The 20,511-nt window shown below is 44.4% G+C and carries 16 protein-coding genes; 6 read left to right on the forward strand and 10 right to left on the reverse strand.

The genetic code is table 11. The features are described from left to right. Positions 1-157: 157 nt before the first annotated feature. A complete protein-coding gene (locus IQ260_RS10660; RefSeq protein ID WP_193993088.1) occupies positions 158-670 on the forward strand; it encodes an ISAzo13-like element transposase-related protein in 513 nt (170 codons plus the stop codon). 11 nt (positions 671-681) lie between these two features. Here IQ260_RS10660 and IQ260_RS10665 read toward each other — a convergent pair whose 3' ends face one another. After that, complete coding sequence (locus IQ260_RS10665; RefSeq protein WP_193993089.1) at positions 682-2,178, reverse strand: nucleoside/nucleotide kinase family protein; 1,497 nt, start codon at positions 2,176-2,178, stop codon at positions 682-684. Beyond that, a complete protein-coding gene (locus IQ260_RS10670; protein WP_193993090.1) occupies positions 2,150-2,977 on the reverse strand; it encodes a hypothetical protein in 828 nt (275 codons plus the stop codon). Before IQ260_RS10670 ends, IQ260_RS10665 begins: the two co-directional genes overlap by 29 nt. Positions 2,978-3,275: 298 nt before the next feature. Here IQ260_RS10670 and IQ260_RS10675 point away from each other — a divergent pair, with 298 nt between their 5' ends. Further along, positions 3,276-4,385: a hypothetical protein gene (locus tag IQ260_RS10675; protein ID WP_193993091.1), complete on the forward strand. Its 1,110-nt coding sequence runs from the start codon at positions 3,276-3,278 to the stop codon at positions 4,383-4,385. Between the two features lie 42 nt (positions 4,386-4,427). On the opposite strand, the gene IQ260_RS10680 is transcribed toward IQ260_RS10675, so the two are convergent. From IQ260_RS10680 to IQ260_RS10710, 7 genes are all read right to left on the reverse strand, one after another. Further along, entirely contained in the window at positions 4,428-5,204 is a 777-nt protein-coding gene (locus IQ260_RS10680) for a hypothetical protein (RefSeq protein WP_193993092.1), read from the reverse strand. Positions 5,205-5,271: 67 nt separating this feature from the next. Next, positions 5,272-6,429, reverse strand: a complete 1,158-nt coding sequence (locus IQ260_RS10685; protein ID WP_193993093.1) for a glycosyltransferase family 4 protein — start codon at positions 6,427-6,429, stop codon at positions 5,272-5,274. A 74-nt stretch (positions 6,430-6,503) separates the two neighbouring features. Next, a complete protein-coding gene (locus IQ260_RS10690; protein WP_193993094.1) occupies positions 6,504-7,682 on the reverse strand; it encodes a glycosyltransferase family 4 protein in 1,179 nt (392 codons plus the stop codon). A 48-nt stretch (positions 7,683-7,730) separates the two neighbouring features. Continuing rightward, positions 7,731-9,017, reverse strand: a complete 1,287-nt coding sequence (locus IQ260_RS10695) for an O-antigen ligase family protein (protein WP_193993095.1) — start codon at positions 9,015-9,017, stop codon at positions 7,731-7,733. A 45-nt stretch (positions 9,018-9,062) separates the two neighbouring features. Further along, positions 9,063-10,529, reverse strand: coding sequence for an MATE family efflux transporter (locus IQ260_RS10700; RefSeq protein WP_193993096.1), 1,467 nt, complete (start codon positions 10,527-10,529; stop codon positions 9,063-9,065). Between the two features lie 218 nt (positions 10,530-10,747). Beyond that, entirely contained in the window at positions 10,748-11,422 is a 675-nt protein-coding gene (locus tag IQ260_RS10705; protein ID WP_193993097.1) for an AAA family ATPase, read from the reverse strand. A gap of 32 nt (positions 11,423-11,454) precedes the next feature. Then, complete coding sequence (locus IQ260_RS10710) at positions 11,455-13,032, reverse strand: nucleoside/nucleotide kinase family protein (RefSeq protein ID WP_193993098.1); 1,578 nt, start codon at positions 13,030-13,032, stop codon at positions 11,455-11,457. Positions 13,033-13,904: 872 nt separating this feature from the next. Here IQ260_RS10710 and IQ260_RS10715 point away from each other — a divergent pair. The 4 genes from IQ260_RS10715 to IQ260_RS10730 all read left to right on the forward strand — a co-directional run bounded on the left by IQ260_RS10715 (position 13,905) and on the right by IQ260_RS10730 (position 20,309). Next, positions 13,905-15,107 (forward strand): glycosyltransferase family 4 protein, encoded by a 1,203-nt coding sequence (locus IQ260_RS10715; RefSeq protein WP_193993099.1) that lies wholly within the window; start codon positions 13,905-13,907, stop codon positions 15,105-15,107. Positions 15,108-15,136: 29 nt separating this feature from the next. After that, positions 15,137-16,189, forward strand: coding sequence for a polysaccharide biosynthesis/export family protein (locus IQ260_RS10720; protein WP_193993100.1), 1,053 nt, complete (start codon positions 15,137-15,139; stop codon positions 16,187-16,189). 129 nt (positions 16,190-16,318) lie between these two features. After that, positions 16,319-18,460 carry a GumC family protein gene (locus IQ260_RS10725; RefSeq protein ID WP_193993101.1) on the forward strand — a complete coding sequence of 714 codons (2,142 nt, stop codon included), beginning with the start codon at positions 16,319-16,321 and terminating at the stop codon, positions 18,458-18,460. Between the two features lie 58 nt (positions 18,461-18,518). After that, positions 18,519-20,309 (forward strand): pectate lyase family protein, encoded by a 1,791-nt coding sequence (locus tag IQ260_RS10730; protein ID WP_193993102.1) that lies wholly within the window; start codon positions 18,519-18,521, stop codon positions 20,307-20,309. On the opposite strand, the gene IQ260_RS10735 is transcribed toward IQ260_RS10730, so the two are convergent. Continuing rightward, on the reverse strand, positions 20,306-20,511 hold a 206-nt coding region (locus IQ260_RS10735; RefSeq protein ID WP_228015837.1), incomplete at its 5' end, for a nuclease A inhibitor family protein. The genes IQ260_RS10730 and IQ260_RS10735 overlap by 4 nt on opposite strands.

Raw genomic sequence — 20,511 nt, forward strand, 5'->3', positions numbered from 1 at the left:
ATAGTGAACATTTTCATAAAGAGGTTGTTAGAGCTATAGAAAGCTAAAAGACCTATATTTCAAGGTCAGTTGCACACAAAATGCACACAGTTCCTGGAGGAAGGATCGTATGCGTTTTGTCATGATTCAATTTTTTGAAATTTTTGCGATATAAAAAATGAAAGAAAACTATAACTCCTCATCAGAAAACTCTGTAGAGATAGAGGCAAAGATGAAAAAATTTTATGACTCCTTATCAGAAAAGGATAAACGGCGTTATGCAGCGATCGAAGCTAAAAAAATAGGTCGTGGTGGTCCTAGCTATATTGCCAGGTTATTTGGTTGCAGTCGCAATACTATTCTGCGGGGGGCTAAAGAAATAGAGCAACTGAACTTGGAACAGTTGAATCAAGCAGGTATTCGTCAAAAGGGAGGTGGCCGCAAAAGGTTGGTTGAAACCAGACCTGATCTCGATGCTGCCTTTTTAGAAGTTGTTCAAAACCATACTGTAGAGAATTCTCTTACACAAGGTAAAAAATGGACTTATTTATCTCAAGTCGAGATCGCTCGTGAACTTGAGAGGTTGAATTTTAAGGTAAGTGTTTCGGTGATTAAGCAATTACTCAAGAAGTATAAATTCATTCAAAATTATCCGGCAGTCCAGCAGTCCTCAGACGCTCACAGGCAGTGACGCTGGAGAGTTTAAAGGGCTCCCCAAACAATGCGATGGGCCGCTTGAATTGTATCGAACTGGGACTGCCCCGTATCAAGCGATATCGCCAGAGTATGGGGATAGAGCGGTACGATCGCTTGTTGATGTCTTTGCGATACATAAGCTTCATTTTCAAATTTCTGTCGATCGCGATTGCGCTGTAGCGCGATCTTTAGGGGTACCGTGAGTTGAACGACGAGATCAGGTGGTGGAATCTGACCGTAGATGCGATGCTCAAGCCTGGTTAGCCGATTGAATACGCGAATCTTCCAGCTTGTCCCTTCAATCAAATCGAGGCGAGGGCTATCCATAGCACCGATGATTGTAGAAGGGTAGCGATCGCAAATCACCAACCGACCATTGACAGCCTGACGCCGGATCTTACAGGCTAATCGATAGCGATCTTGGGCAACCAGTACAGCGCGTAGGGCATAGAGCCAGGATTTGGGAACCGTAGGCCCAGCGTCATCTCCAGCTTTGCCCTTAGCTAGCTTTGCCTGCCGCAACTTAGAATCCACCACACTCTTGCGATGCCCGCTAGCCACCCGACGTAACCAGGGCAACGCCAAATTGGGTAAATAATTTAACCCAGTCGCCGGAGGTTTACCCAGGTGTACTGTCCTAACTTGAAACGCCTGTCCTAGCCACTGGGTAGTGCTCTGCACCAATGTTGACTTACCCGTTGCCTCAGGCCCAACAAACGCAATTACAGCCCCACCAGACGCCAAATATTTAGATTTACCCAGCTTCCATAGGCGTCCCAGTAGCTTTTGGGCAAATATCTGAAAACGCAGGCGTCCTGTTTGAGCAACACCTAACCGGTTAAACGGATGTAACTGACGCTTGAGCCGGTCGGCCAGTCGCCAACGATGCCACCAAGAGCGCTCCTGACATAGGCAGACCAAACACTGATTAAACAGCTGTGGCTCTACAGTCGGAAAATATTCAGTTAGAATACGTGTGTAGTCTGCTTCTGAACAGTTTTGAAATAACTGAGTCAGTTCTGCCTGGAAATTTTCGTTGCTGCGCCACAATAACAGAGCCTCTGCTAGATTGCCATGCTTGAGCATCATACGCAGCACACAGACAACAAGTTCTGATGCAGCTGAGGGAATTGGCATCCCGTCAACTGATTCTGTTTCCGACAGCAACAGACCTTCTAGGGGAAAGCTATAGTTTTTTAGTAGTGACTCACCGGTAATCAGACGATAGTAGACATGTAAATGTACCAGTTGTCCTGTTGTTTGATCTAAACCATAAAAGTGCCAAATGGAAGGGCAGGATGCCTGCACAGGCTCAATAACGCGTTTAAAGCCTAAGTCCGCCACCAGGCTTTCAAACATCTGGGCCTGCTGGCGCTCTACCAGGAGATCGAGATCTCCTTCACCCGCAAGAGCCGCTTGCAAATAAAAGTTACTTTTCCAATGACAATAGCGAATCCCCTGGTCATTCAAAGTTTCAACTAATTTTTGAATGCAAGTTAACATCTTTAACTACTAGATTTTTCAAAAGTTTACTGACGGCTAGGGCTGCCGATGGCTGATCTGAACCGGACTTCACCAATAGTGGCGTAGCGCCTGAAGGCGAACAATCTACCTTAAACCAGGTTGTTTGCAGATGCTCTGAATCAAAAAACAACTCAAATGCCTGATGACTATGATTTACAAACATCGTGGCTGTTTCCAGGGTATTAGGCTGAACCCGTTTATGCCCTCTATTCAACGTACATTGGATAGATTGATCCAGATCAGACGTTAGCCATATGGATACGTCAGGGAGAGGTACCCATGTTGCAAATTTTTCAATGGCCGCTGGATCAGGCGAGGTATTTGTATGGGCAAACAGGGTATGCAAAATATGCAGAGTCCCTTCATCATAAAAGATGAAATCGCAGGGCTCTCTCCTAGCTGACGATGGGTGGCCCCTCTGTTCGGTTAATCCCCAGACCCCGATCAAAACATAGAACGTTCGCAGCATGTACAGTGCAATCTTCCAGTTTTGAGCATAGCGACGGGTTGCCTGCCATGCCAACGGCAGCAGCCTGCGTCCCGCCTGGGTTGAGCAGGTATATCGCACAAAAGGCAACAGACTTAAGCCGTGAATTAACAGAAGCCTCAGTGGACGAGAGCGCACAAACGATAATCGGTAAAAAGACAAAAACACGTCGTAGGCATCCAACGCCGTTAGCCCTTGCGATCGCAACATCGTCTTAAGCTGACCGACCAGTGTTGTTTTCCCTACACCTGTAACGCCTGTAAATTCAACGCTTAGGGCAGAATGAACCATAACAGGTTATCAAATTGATATTGATTAGGAGATTTACGTTAAACTGAGAAAACCGACTGAGCCATCTTTTACCATATACATACAATCATATAATTTAAGAGTAACTGTAGGCTGAATATTTATGATTGTTAGTCAAACGATTGAAAAAATCTTTTAACAAGCCGCCTAGCCCGCATTTACGAGAACAAAGAATAAAGACCGTATGGTTTGAATAATTACGATGAAACTAAAGGTTCTAAGATGGCCCTATCCCTACCGATGGGCATTTAGCTTTACCAGTGACACCGACAATACGTCATTGCAAGCAACTCAATTTTTTTATCAATATTGTCTAGAGCATCATCTCTATCCTACCAAAACGGTTTGGGTTCATCAGCCCCGGCGCACCTCCGGCTCCCTAAAGGTGATCGAGCCCGATCACTCACCAACATTGGAAGACTTAGAGTATAAACAGTACTGTCAAGATATCAAGCAGCAGGGAATTGAATTCTGCTTACATGATGCTTCTGCTGGAGATAATACCCGAGAAGAAATTCTTGAGGCCTTTGAGTCTTTTCATCAAACGTTTGGTGATTATCCCAGAATGCACATCTGCCATTCCCATAATCAGGATCATCCTTACTGGGGCGAAAACCATTTCCGTCATCCCTTGCTGAAAAGCTTAGCCAAACTCCTGTACGGAAAAAAAGAGTTTAGTGGTGAAAAGCCTGGTTCACCTTACTACTGGTCAGATATATGTCGCCGTTACATCGACTATATCCGGATGTTTAGAGTACTCGATTTTAATGTACTCAAACACAACCCCAATATGCCTTACCACCTATACGATAAGCCCGATGTAAAATATTGGTTTAGTGTTTCTGGAGGAGGGCATTATTTACTTAACAATTTGATCCCCCAAAAATTAAACCAATTAGCCCAAGAAGATGGGGCATTTATTTTATATGGCTATGAGGGGGAGTTCTCTGAAGTTGATGCCAACGGCATCAGACACTTTAAGAAAAATATACGGGATGCTCTAGATCTCATTGCCAAAAGGCAGGATTGCTGGAAGGCTAACACCTCGACCATCCTCGATCGATGTTTGGCGATCAAGAATTTGATTGTCACGCGCCAAAATCATGCCGTGATTTTATCCAATCCAACCCGGATAGATCTGACCGATTTACAAGTATCTATTAATAAAAAAAGTATCTGGCTATCTCCTCAGGAGGAAATTCTGCCAGATGCTAAGGGTGTCTATCACTTTAAAGAACTCAAAGCGGGGGCCTGTTTGACCCTTTTCTACTCATCAGAAGAAAGTGAGGTAGGCGACACCGTGGGGATACTTGGCTGGGAAATCCTGAGAATGCTTTTCGAAGAAGGCAAGCATTTATTTTGGAAACGCTTGTTAAGAAAGATCTGGTGAATGATAGAGCTGCCACCAATCAGCGTGAACCACTCCAAACGTTTACACAGTGTGTGACTCTTTTTGGGACCACACCCCAATTCCAAAAATCCCCATGGCCAATAAGCCTAAAACCGAGGTGGATTCTGGCACTGATGTGGAGGCAGAGGCGGAGGCAACGACTAAACCATCGATATAAAATTCTTGAGCTGTTCCATTCACCCCGCCCGGTGCAACAAAGTCTCCATGCAGAAAGCTGAAGCTCGTGATAGCAACATCAGATGTAAAGCCAATGAATGGGATGGGAGCCATATTTTCAGTCGTGGGAACTTCGTTACCATCACGGCTGTTAGTCAAGCCTAGAATATCACTGACGATAAAGCGTTCACCATTAACCTCAATCCCGATATCTTGAAGATCCAAACCACTAGGATTTTGTTCGCTATCGTTTTGTAGCCCCAGAATGCCAAACCCCGATATGGGATTAGCCGTATTAAAACTTAGGGCGAGACCATCGCCGGTACTAACTGATGACGAATCGACTTCTCCCTCAAAGAAACCGGTGCCCGTAAAACCAGTAGGCCCTGGATCTCCGATGCCGCCGGCTAGATCGACGGTGAGAAATCTGCCGACCCCATTGCCGCTAGAATTTGCGCTAAAACTGGATAAATCACCGTCAAAAGATTCTGTCTCAAATAAGTTACCCGAAAGGGCCATCTCCCATGCTGCTTGATCGGTAAATGTCATGACAGCCGCTCGCACATCACTGGCTGAGAGGGGTATAGAAGCGATCGCAGCAGTTAGGGCTACTAGAGGATAAACAAACGTTTGCTTTAACATAGACACGCGCTGAAAAGAGTAGCTGAAAAGAGTATAAATGGCACCAAGAAAACGGCACATCTCCTGCTCATACGTCTGTCTCGTACATCTGCTGGGTCCTTGGTGCAGGTGATCGGCATGGGAGTGAGCCAATTACCTCAGCATAAACTGTTTCATACCCTTGGAGCATAGCCGGCAAACTAAGTTTATCTGTTACCAAGGCTCTGCATTTTTCACCGATAGTCCTGCGCTCGCTCGCAGACATGGTACAAAAACGTTTAATCTCCTGGGAAAATCCTGCTAGATCATCAGGATCAATCAACGGAACAAAATCAACGCCAGCAGCAACCTCTCGATGGGGAGGAATATCCGATAAGATGACGGGACACCCTGAAGCCATCCCCTCAATCACCGCCACCGGTAACCCCTCGCCTCGGGATGTGGAAACAAAGACATCAGCTTGAGCACAGTGGCGGAACACATCATCTCTGCCCACTAACCCTGTCATTTTTACTCGCTCCTGCAGGTCCAATGTTTCGATTGCTTCAGTCAACTTAGATCGGAGATTGCCCTCACCTACAAAGACTAGCTTTGCGGACTCCAAAGCTCCCTGCTGAAAAGCATTGAGTAATGTAAAAATATTTTTGATTTTGATTAAACGACCGACTGAGACCACGGTGAAATCATGCGTGTTTTCTAAAGGGGCAAGGGATGCAATTGAGTAGTTAACCCGATCCGTATCCACGCAATTTTGGACAACATGCTTCTTATCACGACTTAACCACTTTAAGTAAGCCGGGTAACTATCAAAACAAGCATTACTACAAAAGACTAACTCCCTGGCAAAGGCAAAAATGGGAATCATCAACAGTTTGTTTCTAAATTTGTAGTTATGATATGAGTTCTGAATGACGTACACAAAGTGAGGGCGTACTTTTTGAGTAACCCCCAACAGGAATGTTGCAATAATTGATAAAAAGGCCGTAATTGGAGCATGAGCCTGAATAATATCGTAAGGTTTTGCATGAATTGCGGCTTTAAAGGCCTGCAAGAATCCCCATAACGAATCATTGCCTGTATACCAGGTTATGGCCGGATTATTTTGTTCCTCTGGTGCAAAATAGGTACAAATATTAATTTCGTGCGTATTCGACATGGGTAAGCAAAGCTCATTATATTGGCCGCAAGTTGCACCCGTCCGAACAATAATGTGCAAAATACTCAACGAGTGATTTAACGTATTCATTATCAATCCTCTTTCAATTACAATAATGTCCTATTGATAGGTCCACGAGGTTGCTAAACCACTAAAAGCAACTGTTAACGGGAAAAGTCAGAGGTGTTGGTTTCTCCATGCAATCCTTGACCCGAGTTAATATCTCCTAGTAATTTGTTATACCTTACTTTGTAGCCTCGATACATTGCAGTTAGGCTAAATTTCTCCTCAACAAGCTTTCTACATTCCTCACCTATTTCTTTTCGCACCGAGGTCGACATCTTTCTAAAACGATTAATTTCCTGAGTAAAACCCTCAACATCATCAGGTCGAATCAAGGGAATAAAGTCTATACCTTCAGCAATTTCTCTGTGAGGGGAGATATCAGAGAGGACAACTGGACAGCCGCAAGCCATCGCTTCTAAAACAGCAATAGGTAATCCTTCTCCCCAAGAAGTAGAAATGAATAAATCTGCTTCTGATAACTTCTGATAGACCTTCTCTCTAGGGATCAATCCGACTAACTCAACCTGTTTACCAAGATCCAATGATTTTCTTTTCTCAAGGAGAGAATCACGCAAAACTCCTTCGCCAATAAACATCAGGATACTTTCCAGATGTTTATCACTTTTATGAAAAGCATTTAAAAGTGTCAAGACATTTTTAATCTGTATTAAGCGACCCACCGCAAGAATAGTAAAATTATCATTGCGAATCTTCTGATGTCTAGTTCCAATTATGCGATCAATACGGTCTATATCTACACCATTCTGAACAGCACAAAGCCGATCGCCTGCCAACCATTTAAAGAAACCTGGAAAACTTTCAAAACTAGACTGACTACAACAGACCAATGTTCGAAAAAAAACAAAAATCGGAATTAACATTAACTTTTTTTTTAATTTAAAATTTGAATAAGCGTTATGAACAGTAAAAACTGTAGAAGATAACAATTTTCTGTCTTTGAATAGTGTGGCCAGTAAGAAAAGGATTCCAGCCTCAAGGGAGTGGACATGAATAATATCGTATTCTTTTTCTCTAAGTGCAGCCACCAAAACACGAAAAAAGCCTGTCAGGGAACCGTTACCTTCAAATAATTTAATCTCTTTAGGAACAAGGAGATTCGATTTAAAGTAAGTGCATATTGTGAGGTCATACTTGCCAATCAAGGCCAGAGAAAATTGATTGTATGGGGCACTAGTTTCTCCGATTGAGTTGGCAATGCGCAAAATAGTCGGAAGTTTGCACGGCTTTTCAAGATTGGATTTTCCTCTTTTATACATATTGATTACCGGTTCCTCAAAAAAATGGTTGGTTCTATCCCTCTTATGTCATTTTAAGTTTGGCTTAAGGTCCTCAAGCGCCAATGCTAAACCCAACCCATAGATCAACCAATAATGGCGGTTATTCATGATAGGGCCAAACATGAAAATTGTCATGACAGCAGCCATGGCAGCAACAAAAGCTGCTAAGAGATTACGCTGGGAAGGATCAGTATTTTTGTGATGAGCCTTAAGGAGTAAGCCAAACCAGAACAAGATAATACAAAGAAAGGCAACTGTACCAAAAATTCCAATAGTAGATAGAAACTGGATCCACATATTGTGGGGCAACTGCAGGCTTGCGTTGGGCTCATACTTGGTGGTCAGGTAGCGCATGTTATCGAGCCCAACACCCACAAAAGGTGAATCAAGAAATGCACGCCAGCCAGCTATTGCTAAATACTTTCTGTCATCAACTAGACTTGCCTCCATGGACGCTGTTCGCTCAGCTCTCTCTAGCAGCGTGGTTGGAAAAATATTAGTTGCAGTGAGCAAATAACCTAACAGGCCAATGACTACTAACGCCGAGACAAATCGGAGGATAACTTTTGGTTTGAGCGTAAATCCTTGACGGAAAGTCAGAAAAACTATGAGAGATATTATCGTCGCTACAGTTGCGCTGCGAGAAGCAGAAGCAGCAAGGGCCCAAAGTAGTAGATAAAATACGGGTAGCAGGGGCAAAATCCATATTCGCAAATGCTTTTTATGCCAAAGCTCAATTAAGCAGTAAAGCGCAAATGGCAACAGGTAGGCTGTTGGGTAGCCAAGTCGGTTGGGATTATCGCTAACGAATGTCAAGATGCGACCAGCACCCGCTTCTAGTTGCATGATTCTTGCCCATCCTAAAACGGTCAATTCGCTCATTAAGAATAAGAATATGCTGACATGAAGCATATTTTTAACTTTGATCGCTGTCGATTTGGTCCCTGCCGACTTGATCACTGTCAAAATCACAGGCAGCTGAACCATGAAGATCAAAATAAACTGTAAAAGTTGTGTTAATGACTCTATCGGATAGGGGGCACGAAATGTACTTACAAGGGCACTAAGAAAGAATACATAGACGGCTACTAAAAAATTGGAGGGCAGCAACTTTAACCGTCTGGGACCCAATACAATTATTCCAGCCATAGCAACAACGATTAAGTCATAAACTGTAAAGCTGGCAAAAATTCTGACACTTAACGGAGAAAGTAAAGTGCTAAGAAAAAACAATACATCTACACCATTGATACCAGTGGATTGCGGCTCACAATCGGGAGGTATCATCTTTGATTGAGTTGGCATTTGGAACATGTCACACTGCCTCATATGCAACTAGCTATTAATTGCAACTAGTTATTAGTTACCTCGAAGCAAATTTGCGATCCTTTTCGCTCGTTTCCATAAGTGTCTTTGTTGATTGACTGATAATCCAGCATAAAACGCAACTAACAATACACTCACGCCTGTTATCCCACCGAATAGAATGAGGCCCAACCAGTTGCTTGCAGCGAGAACATCCCGAAGTTGCCACCCTATCGTCAGAATTAACACGCTGATAACGGCAGGTCTCAATACACTTTTAATCTGAGAAGAAAATGAAACTCCGAGGAAGCGACCGACTATCCAGGGATAGCCTATGCTCAGAATCAAGCGACTGATGATGAAACCTATGCATAAACCAATAATTCCTGCCTGAAAATAACTCAGTAAAAGGCCAGCAGAAATCATAGAAAGAGTAGCTGCTAGGGCACCGAGAAGAACTTTACTTTTGACTCTAAGGGTAATGTCAATGATGTTTGCATCATTCAGAATAAACGCAAGCTGGGTCAGCATTACAACAATCATTAAAGTAGGTATTGATCCTGCATCATATTTTGGGCCAACCCAGAGCTGAACGAACGATTTATTCCAGATTAGAATTGTTGCCCCTAAAGTTGTTGTTAACAGCCAGGTGAACGCCATTATTTCATTGCGTACCTTGGCCGCTTTTTCTAATTGTCGAGAGCCAATTATCCCACCTAATCCAGGGGTTATGCTAAAAACGACAATAGCTACTAATTGCGTGAGGGTGTCAGGAATATATTTAGTGAGCGAGTCGGTGGTTACAGCTTCTGGGGAATCGCATATCCCTAATACGATAATGTCACCTGTCATCATAAATTGTGTGACAAACTTCCAGATCATAAACCAACCACTTAAACCAAAGAAGTTTCGCACGTTGTCTAATGACGGCTTTAGTATGCCTACCCAGGAGATGTTTCGTCGAATAAGCTGTAAGAAGACGGCACCTGTCAAGATGGTGGTCAACACTTTGGTCCCGGCTACACCCAGGATCCCCATTTCAAGGTGCACAGCCAAACAGATCAGCCCACCCCCTGAGACTAACACTGCTGCAGACCACCCCAGACGCTTATATCCCAAGTTTTCCCCATAGAGGATGGCCCTTGGAATATCAGCTAAACTCATCAAAACTGCGTTTGCCACCAATAGGGCAATGGTCAGACGAACGAGACCCAAAAGCTCTGGTGGCACCTCTAGCTGAGCGGGCAGCAACCACAGTAGCAATCCACCGAGGGTGAGCAAAAGCGGTAAGAAGAGTAACCAAATGACTAATGTACTCCCAACCAAGCGACGCTTTTCCTCATACTCAGTTGAATTTTGATGGTTCGCAATTGAACACTTTAAAGCTTGACCAGCTCGACCTGTAGCCGCCCACATATATCCAAAAAACCGCCATAAGACTTGCCAGATCCCATACAGATAATCTCCCAAACCTGCTACCAAAAAGGGATGTACGACAAACAAAACCAGGGCTCTCGCCACAGTATCTAATGTTGACGCTAAGGAATTGAGAGTAGCCCTTTCAGTCAGGTTCTCTCCAGATGACAACTTTGAAAATACTCGTTTAATTTTGAGGACCACTGGGTTCTTTGACTCAATTGTGAAAGTACGATGACTGGTTGAAGAGCGGTAGCTTTGATCCTATTGAGTTTTTTATGGATAGACTTTCAAATTAAATATCCCCCATCAATGCTTGCAGGCTAACTATTGACAGCCAAGCAGACTGAACATTGGCTTGCAATATCTGTCACAACCTCTCCTATCGATTGTTGGTGAGTGTTGTAAGTCAAAACATTGGTATTTTTTCCAGCCTTAAGCCGCTCAAGAGTTTGTATGTAGGCCAAGCGATGCTGATTCAAGAATGACTGAACCACTTGCTCAGAACTTTGTTTCATTCTATGGGGCTTATGACGGTTACGAATTCGGGATGACAAGATGTCATTTGGCGCATCTAGCAAGATCACAGCATCTAAAATTTCAGCACTATGACTGAGCATCTCTATCAAACAGCTCATCATCCACTCAGAGCTGAACGCATTTTCAGTGAGTCCATAATCCAGCAATCTTGCAAAGGTGTAAACGGGCCCTTGGTCAAGGATAATGACAGACCCATGGCCACTGGGCTGATGCTGGAGAAGGTGATTTAAGGCTTTGAGTCGAATCATCCAGTTTATTCCTTTCCAGGGAAGGGGCTGCCCTGTTATTCGGGAGGTGAACCAAACCGGGAAGAGGCTTACTGCCGACCGCACATAAGCTGGTAGATGGGAGAGACGACGCCACTCAAAGATGGGCTCAAAGGTTGGGTGACGTTCAATTAAGTGCGATAAAATCGTTGTTTTACCAGCACCTGCAACTCCGACAATTTCAACGATCATGGCTGTCTTGAATTGGTAACATCTCAGAATGACTAAAGCTGTGACCAAACTAATGCCTTGATATCCGCCAGGACCTTCTCCTGAGGCTGTCCAGCATCAATCACATGACAATTATCTTGAGACCAATCAATGTTCCAGATTTCCTGAGAGCGATCGCGAATCCAGTCGGGGTCGTCTTCAGGTCTTCGTTGAGCAGCAATATCGGGATCGACCTTCAACACAATGACGATATCGGGCGGTAGAACATGGCTGTAAAACTGGGCTTCTACGTTAATCAGAAAGCGCACCAGCCTATTGGTATTCATGCTATTAGGAATAATACCCGCCTGAATTCCATCCATCAGTTTGATCTGAGGTAACGGGTAGCGATCGCAAATAACGACCCTTCCATTGGTCGCCCACCGCCGCGCCGCCCGATAGAGCCGATAGCGGTCCCTCGCCATAAAGACATGGCGCAGCAGCCAGAGATATCCTGGGAAACGATGCAAGGAGTTATTGCCTAACGACTGCACCGAAATATGCTGCTTTGGCATCATCCCTAGGGCACGTCCGGCCTTTGAGAGCGCCCTCAGCACAAACGTAGTCAGAGACCAAGGGGGTTTACCAAGATGGACCTGATTTGTCTCAATTTTTTTTCCTAGCCACTGAGAAAGTTCGTTGACAGCTGTTGACTTACCCGAGCCGTCCCCTCCGACTATAGCTATCATTAACCCACCCGACGCAAATCGTTTACGAGTTCGCTGTTGAAAAACATATCGACGCACCCCCCAAACGAAACGTCGCCAGATTTTTAACGAGATATCTTGCCAGTGGGGCTGGCGGCCATGGGCCTTGAGAACGCTCAGCAACTGCTGATGCACCAGCATCCGAGATAGTTTTGAATAACCAGGCTGTAAAGACCTGGCCCATATTTGAAATTGATGAATATCGATAAAGGGAAGATGCTGCTGCAAAATCAGGGCTACCTGAGCATCATCAATTTGAGTGGTTAAAAAGTCTAGTTCCTGCTGCTCAGTACTCGTTAAAGCCCCTTGAAACCCTAAAATAGAATCCCAACTAGAATGCTTGAGAATCATCCTCATCACAAACACAATATATTCGAACTCAAGGGAGGGTACTTTGAATAGATTGCCTACTATAGTAGAAGACTGTAAATAGGCCTCTTCAATGGGCAAGCGATAATTCTTCGTAGTATCGTGCCCTAAAATCAATTGGTAGTGGGCATGCACATGAACAAATTTCTCTGTGGCTTGATCGTAGCCATAATAGTTTAGAATTCCAGGCAGTTCTCTGACTGTAGGTAAACGCGCATCTTTAAAGCCTAAGCCATACAAAATAGCTGTAAATTCCTGCACATCAGAACGAGCAATTAGCAAATCAAGATCGTTCTTACCATTAGCCGAGCGATCCAGAGCTGCATTACTTTTCCAATGGCAGTAGTTAAGCTGTCTCTGGTTGAGCTGTTGGCACAGCTGGGCAATTAGGGGCAAAACAGAGGTCTGGGCTTTTGTTGGGGAGAGCGAGCTAGGCGATGGTAATTCATCGAATGCGATATGGGATGAATCACTACGCTGCTGCAGCTGCCCTGATTGTCTATTCAAAGCATTCATTATTAAAAGAAGAATAAAGAAAAGGTATTTATGGAAACCAACTTAAAACGGAACGTCTTGGCCAAAGATAGAAGTCGGGGATCAGACTCGCGGCCCTCAGGCATGTTCACCCCTTCACTTACTACCCAGCTAAGAGTTTCCAGCTGACGTTGATACGCTGATTAATGCGATAACTGATCTAGAGGATAAACCGATCTGTTAAAAATTCCATATATTGGCATCTTGCAGATAAATCCATGCCGCAGATCAGTGACGGCGATTTATTGTAGAGTTATTCAATTGTAATACATACTATAACGCCCTTAAAATCTCAACAAATAAGTTTTATTGGCTAAACTAAGCAAAAAACCTGATAGCAAAAATAACTCACACATTACTAGCTATATTTTCTAGAAAATAATTTTCTCTCTTCTTCTTGAAAAACATGCCAAAACCAGGCCTTAAAGTCTTTCATGCGCTCAAATTATTAATGCGACGAGAAGCTGTTATGAACAAAAGTATACTCTTCTCCAAGAGACCTGCTTATCTTTAAGTACCGTTCAATACAAACTATTGATTTCTATTTTAACCCTTGCTATCAAAGCGCTACAGCATTTTATCCAAGAAAATTCTCAACATCAAAAATGATTACAAACTGGCAAAAATACATAAGTTTGCAGCATACTCTATAAGTGTTTACACTTAAGTCATTCCGTTGATAGAATGGCCTAAAGTTTTAACTCAAAAGTCTTTTGTCGTTTTGACCAAAGAGTCATTCGACATAAGTTTGCATGCTTTATAGCGCTCTCAATCTAGGTGCCTTCTAACTGTGGCGGCACTACAAGGTTCATGTTGCCGAGCGCTTATTAAGATTAGTAGGAGGCATTGTGTAGATGGCTTCGAGAAAAGTAAAGGTTTTACATTTGATTACCCATATGCCTGTTGGTGGCGCACAGGATAACACTTTGCTAACGGTTGAAAACCATAATCGTGATGAGTTTTGTGTTCACCTAGCAGCTAACCCATCAGGCACCTGGACAAGTCGGGCATTGAGTGCTGCCGATGTATTTCATCCTCTTCCCCATCTGGTTACCCCCATTCGCCCCCTGGATGATTTGAGAGCACTGTTCGAGATCGTTAAACTGCTCAGGCAAGAACGCTTTGAGATTATTCATACCCATAGTTCTAAAGCAGGTATGTTAGGACGATTGGCAGCTCGTATTGTAGGCGGGTCAATCGTTGTGCATACAATTCATGGGTTTCCTTTTCATGACTTTATGCCTGCCTGGAAACGCAACGTGTATATCACCCTAGAACGGCTGGCCCGATCTTGGACAGACTACTTTATTACTGTCTGTGACCTCAATCGACAGGAAGCTTTGGAATTAAACTTAGTAGAGCATCATAATGCTCAAACTGTTTACAGTGGCATTGATTTCTCCAAGTTAGATGCCTCTGGTGAGAGTTCTAAACTCTATCAGAACTTAGAAATTTCATCAGACTGTAAAGTTATTATGATGGTGGGTCGATTAGATGAACAAAAGGCACCCTATTATTTGATTGAAGCCTTCTCAAACGTGCTCAAACAATATCCAAATGTGGTTTTACTGCTGGTGGGAGATGGCCATTTGAGACCTCAGTTAGAGCAGCAGGTAAATGAGTTAGGCATCTGTTCTTCCGTCAAGTTTTTGGGATCTAGATCAGACGTACCACAGCTGCTCAAAGGTATCGATATCTTTGCCCTGTCTTCCCTGTGGGAGGGCTTAGGACGGGCTATGACAGAGGCAATGTTGTTGGGTAAACCGGTGGTCGTTCCCGCCATTTATGGCATTCCTGAAACGGTTCACGACAATGAAACCGGATTACTTTTTCCTGCGGGAGATGTGGCTCAATTAACTCACCATCTACTCCATATACTAAGACATCCGGAAGTCGGAAATCGTCTAGGTGCTAATGCAAAAACGCTGACTCGAAGGTTGTTTGATGGCAATCGCATGGTTCAACAAATCGAAGACATTTATGACACATTATTATCTCAGAAGCACCGGGCTGTACCGACAAAAGGAGACGTTGCTGAGCCAGTCAACGTCAGCTGATGATGACAAATCGTTATATCTGAGTTCCCATGATTAAGTCCTCACGTTTAAGGGTTAACAATAGTCAATGGAGACATTATCCGCTTCATTTAGCCTGTGGCTCTATTGCTGTCTTCCTTTTGGCAAAGACGGTGACCAGTCTTCCCGTATATGCTCAATCGCCTACTCCCTGGCAGCTCGCTACAGACCAATCCTCTGATGGGATAGCGCATCCTGATTATCTGCTAGGCTCAGGGGATGAGATCACCATTACTGTTTTTGACTATGGTGAGTTTTCAGGGGTACACCGCATTTTGCCTGATGGTAGCCTCTCCCTACCGCTGGTTGGCAGAGTGATAACAGCTGGGAAAACCCCGGGCCAACTGTCTGAAGAGCTAGCAACTCGGTTAAATGTCTGGTTACGTAATCCGGTGGTCAATGTTAGTTTGGTGACTCCCCGACCGATTAGTGTCAATGTCTCTGGAGCGGTCATGCATCCTGGCCCAGTCCGGTTAGAGGATGGCCAGGATGCACTCCGGGTGAGTGAAGCCCTGGCCGCAGCCGGAGGCATTACCCAACAGGCCGACCTCCGACAGGTAACCTTAAGGCGGTATCATCCCGATGGCGAAACATCAGAGATGGCGCTTGATCTACTAGCCGCCGTTACCTCTGGCAATCCCCCGCCTGACTTACTGCTCCGGGATGGGGATGCCCTTTACATTCCTGAAGGCAACGGCCCGCTAGAGCCTAGACTCATTGCTCGCTCAAGCTTTTCGCCAGCTATTGTCAATGTAAAGGTGGTGGGCGAAGTGATCGCACCTGGAGATGTTGAAGTACCGCCTGGCAGTTCTTTATCAGCTGCGATCGCAACAGCAGGAGGCCCGACTGTAGATGCCCGCTTAAGTTCAGTCACCCATGTCCATATGAATGTAGACGGAGACGTTGATACTCAGACCATGGATCTCCGCACCCTGTCTGATAACTATCAAGTGGCAGCCGGAGATGTAATTATTGTTCCTAAAAAAGAATCTTCTAATATTTTAGATTATGCTGGACGGATCTTATTCCCATTTAGAATCCTCAATGACATTTTTGGTGATTAAGTAGCAGAGAAACTTTTTTAGAAGCCAACAAGCTACCTGATCAATAATTACCCACATTTACCGACGTCTTACCGCCCATAGTAGCAGCCCTGTTAAAAACCATTTTTAACGCCTATATCCATAGAAAACATGGAGCATTATTTAGACTTTCAAAATTATTGGATTATTCTCAAGCGCCGTTCTTGGATTGCACTATTGGCCTTTTTTTCGGTTCTAGGAACTTCGGCCTTTGTCATCTCCCTGCAAAAGCCCCTCTACGAATCAACAGGAACTTTATTACTTAAGCGACAAAGCGCTACTAACTCATTAACGGGTTTAAAGGATGACGTTAATAGCCTAGAGCCCGTCCTTGAAAGAGGCAACCCACTTCAGACCGAAAGTGAAGTAATTCGCTCTAATTTAGTTATTCAAAGTACGCTCAGTCAGCTTAAACGTCAATTTGAGATTGATCTGACTCCAGAATCTCTACGGCAGGATCTAACCATCAGCCCGATTCAGGCGGCTGATATTTTGAGCCTATCTTACCAAAGCACCAATGCCGAAACGGCCGCATTGGTACTTAACACCCTGATGGAAACCTATCTGCAAGAGCACATTCGCCTCCAAAAAGACGAAGCCGTTATTGCGCGACAATTTCTAGAGTCGAAACTGCTTGAGAGTCAAAATCGGATCGACCGGCTGAGAGAATCTCTGCGCGACTTTAAAGAGAGCAACCAGGTTTTATCAATCCCACTAGAAATTCAGTCCACAGCTGATTTGATGCAAGAATTGCAGCAGCAGATCAGTGATACCGAAGCTCAACTCGCCTACATTGAGGCTCAGTCCAATTCTATTCAGCAGCAGTTGGGCATGTCGGTGCAACAAGCCATCGTTATGACAGCATTGAGTCAGTCTCCCGGCATTCAAAACACCCTGACAGAAATCCAAAGCGTCGAAACGCAGCTAGCCGACCAGCTCAGTCGCTACCGAGAAGGATATCCCGCAGTTAACAATCTGAGAAATAAGCGTCAGAATTTGGAGCAGTTACTTCAAGTACGCATCTTCCAGACCACGGGTATCGAGCTTTCCTCCGATGAGTTTTTCCTAATGGATCAACTTAACCAAGAGTTAGCGTCAGATCTCGTCAAGTTAGATTCAGAACGATCTGGACTCTCCGATGAACTTCAGAAATTGTATGCTACTCAAAAACAATATCTGCAAAATATCGAAAGCCTACCTTTATTAGACAAACAGCAAAATGAATTAGAGCAACAGCTTAAAGATGCCAGGACTTCCCATGCCCATCTATTACCCAGACTACAGGAAAGCGAAATCGCAGAAAGTCAAAATGCAGGCAATGTCCGCATTATCTCTCCGGCCATAGTTCCACAAAAGGCTGTTTCTTTTGGCCAGGCCTACCTGCTGGCTTCAATTTCCCTGGCTACTTTAGTCACAGGATTAGCGGTTTATATCGCTGAATCTACAGACAAGCGGATTAGAGATATTACACAAATTAAGCAGGTCTTTGGCCTCCCTATACTGGCCCTGATTCCCACAATGAAAAAAGAGCTATCGCCCACTAATATTGTCAACTCTAAAACACAACATCCTAAGGAATTAGGACCGCTGCTAACCAGCGATGATCAGTCTTCATTTGCAGAAACCTATCGGCTTTTGCAAATGAATTTAAAACCTCGGAGCAATGAAAAACTGCTTAAAGTTATCACGGTTACAAGTTCGGTTAATCAAGAAGGAAAATCCACCGTATCCTCAAATCTAGCCTTAGCGTTAGCCCGTAGAGACTGTCATATTTTGTTAGTGGATGCCAATCTCCACGTATCTTCTCCATACCCATCTCTACATCAAATTTGGCAACTACCCAGAAAACCTGGCCTGAGTGACATTATTGTTGATCAACAAGATCCTTACAAAACACTTCACAAAAGCGTAGTTAAAAATCTTGATATTTTAACATCAGGGAATGCGTGTGAGAGTTCTGCTGAGCTATTGGATTCTGAGTCGATAACTGTGTTAATTAGAAAATTTTCTGATAGCTATGATTTTATCGTTGTAGACACCCCCCCTATCATGAAATCTGTTGATGCCATCAGACTTGGTCAAATAGCAGATGCCACCCTAGTTGTTGCTAGACCCAATCACCTCGACATCGACAACGCTACTGCGTCAAGTTCCATGTTCTCAAAACACTTTAGTAATATTCTGGGTATTGTTGTGAATGATGTTCCCGTTGACGATATGTTGGTCAATGTTGGCCAGGTTACAAGCGTGTGAGCCTACCGCACTATTGTCTAAATTGACTGCACAACCGTATTCTATTGTAAACACATCTATGGAAGATGCTGTCTTTATCCCTGCATTCCCTGGTGCAGAAGGATTTGGCGCTAAATCAGTGGGTGGTCGCGGCGGGCGAGTTTTTGAAGTCACCAACTTAAACGATCGTGGACCAGGAAGCTTACGGGCTGCCATTGAAGCGGAGGGGCCTAGAACTGTTGTCTTTCGGGTTGGTGGCACCATTGAACTAGAGTCAAGTCTAAGAATCGAGAATCCCTATATTACTATTGCAGGTCAGACAGCTCCTGGTGGCGGCATTACTCTCAGAAACAGTGCTGATCATGCCAGAACACCTTTAATCATTCAAACAAACGACGTCATCGTTCGCCATATCCGCTCAAGACCCGGTGGCAACGTCAATGAAATCGGCACACTTGATGCCATTACAATTGCCAGTGATAAACAAAATGTCTACAACGTGATTGTGGACCATAGCTCATTTAGCTGGGCTACGGACGAGGTTGCTAATATTTACTATGACGCCCATGACATTACAATTCAATGGAGCATCCTTTCAGAGGGACTAGACTGTTCTACCCACATAGAAGCAGGAGAGCGGCAGTGTCATAGTACCGGCTTATTAATTGGTTCAAACGGTGCTGAAAATATTTCTATTCATCATAATCTTTTTGCCCACAACAGAAATCGTAATCCTCGCATTAAAACGACTGGCTTGGTAGACGTTGTCAATAATGTCATCTATAACCCAGGGTTTGGCCCTAGCTATAGATCACCTAGCTACGTTCATGGAGGTAGAGCTGTTGTTCCTGTTAACTACATTGGTAATTTCTTTAAGCCAGGGGCAGATACCGGATCGGCAGATTGGTTTATCGATACCAAACAAGATGTTCAAGTCTACCTGGAGGGGAATGTTTCACCCACCCAGGTCATCGATCCAGAATCTCTTGAGGAGGTAGTTCCCATTCGCCATGCGGCCGCTCCCATAACGACCACATCAGCCCAAGTAGCCTATGACAAAATTCTAGAGCAAGCAGGTGCAAGTTATGGACTCGCCTGTGATGGCACCCGCTTTATCAGAAGAGATCCAGTAGACACTAGAATTATTCAAGAGGTGCAACAGGGCAGCGGACAGATTATTGATGATCCCATGGACGTTGGTGGCTGGCCTCAACTATCGGCTGGCATACCCTGCCTAGATACGGATCGAGATGGAATGCCTGACGCGTTTGAAGCTTTGTATGGATTTAATCCGTCTAATTTATCCGACAGCACCGAAGATGCTGATGGCGATGTATATACCAACCTCGAAGAGTATTTAAATGGGACAAATCCGCTGGTCTCATCTGTCCTCAGCACCCAAGACCCAGGATTTTCTAACGGTAGTGCAATCCCTAACACCACATCGATCAAAATCGAAGCAGAAGACATTGATAACATCACAGGCTATCGCATTGAACGTAACCGTGCCGCATCTGGCCACCAAATGCTCAGCCTCGTTCGCCAAAGCCACGGTGAAGTGGGCACAGTTAATTACACATTCAATGGCCCAGCAGCTAACTATGATGTGCAGATCGGGACCTTTGATGAAGACGATGGCCAGGCTAGCTTTGCCCTTAAACTGAATAATTTACCCATTGGTCAGGTAGAGCTAGATGCCCAACTGGGTGGGAAAGGTGCAGCCAGCGCAGCTAACGCTGTGACCCTGGGCATGGCTTCTAGAGTTGCCCTAAAACCGGGTGATATTATCACCGTTACGGGCTTTGAAAATGCCCGCGAGCATGCCCGGCTCGACTTTATAGAGTTTACGGCTGCACCTATATTTCGCTAAGTCTCAACGATGGTTGTCTTGACACCAATAATCTGATCGTCCTCTGTTTTACCCAGCAGATAGACATCTATTTCGACCGTGCCGATGCGATAAACCTGTAGATCTTCCAGGGTAGTTTCAAGCAAATCTCGCAGGTTGCGGTAACGTTCTACCAATATTAATTCACGAGAGTCAAACCAGGCTCGGGCAACTGTTGCTTGAC

Source organism: Leptolyngbya cf. ectocarpi LEGE 11479 (assembly GCF_015207065.1).
Classification (GTDB): Bacteria; Cyanobacteriota; Cyanobacteriia; order Phormidesmidales; family Phormidesmidaceae; genus Leptothoe; species Leptothoe ectocarpi.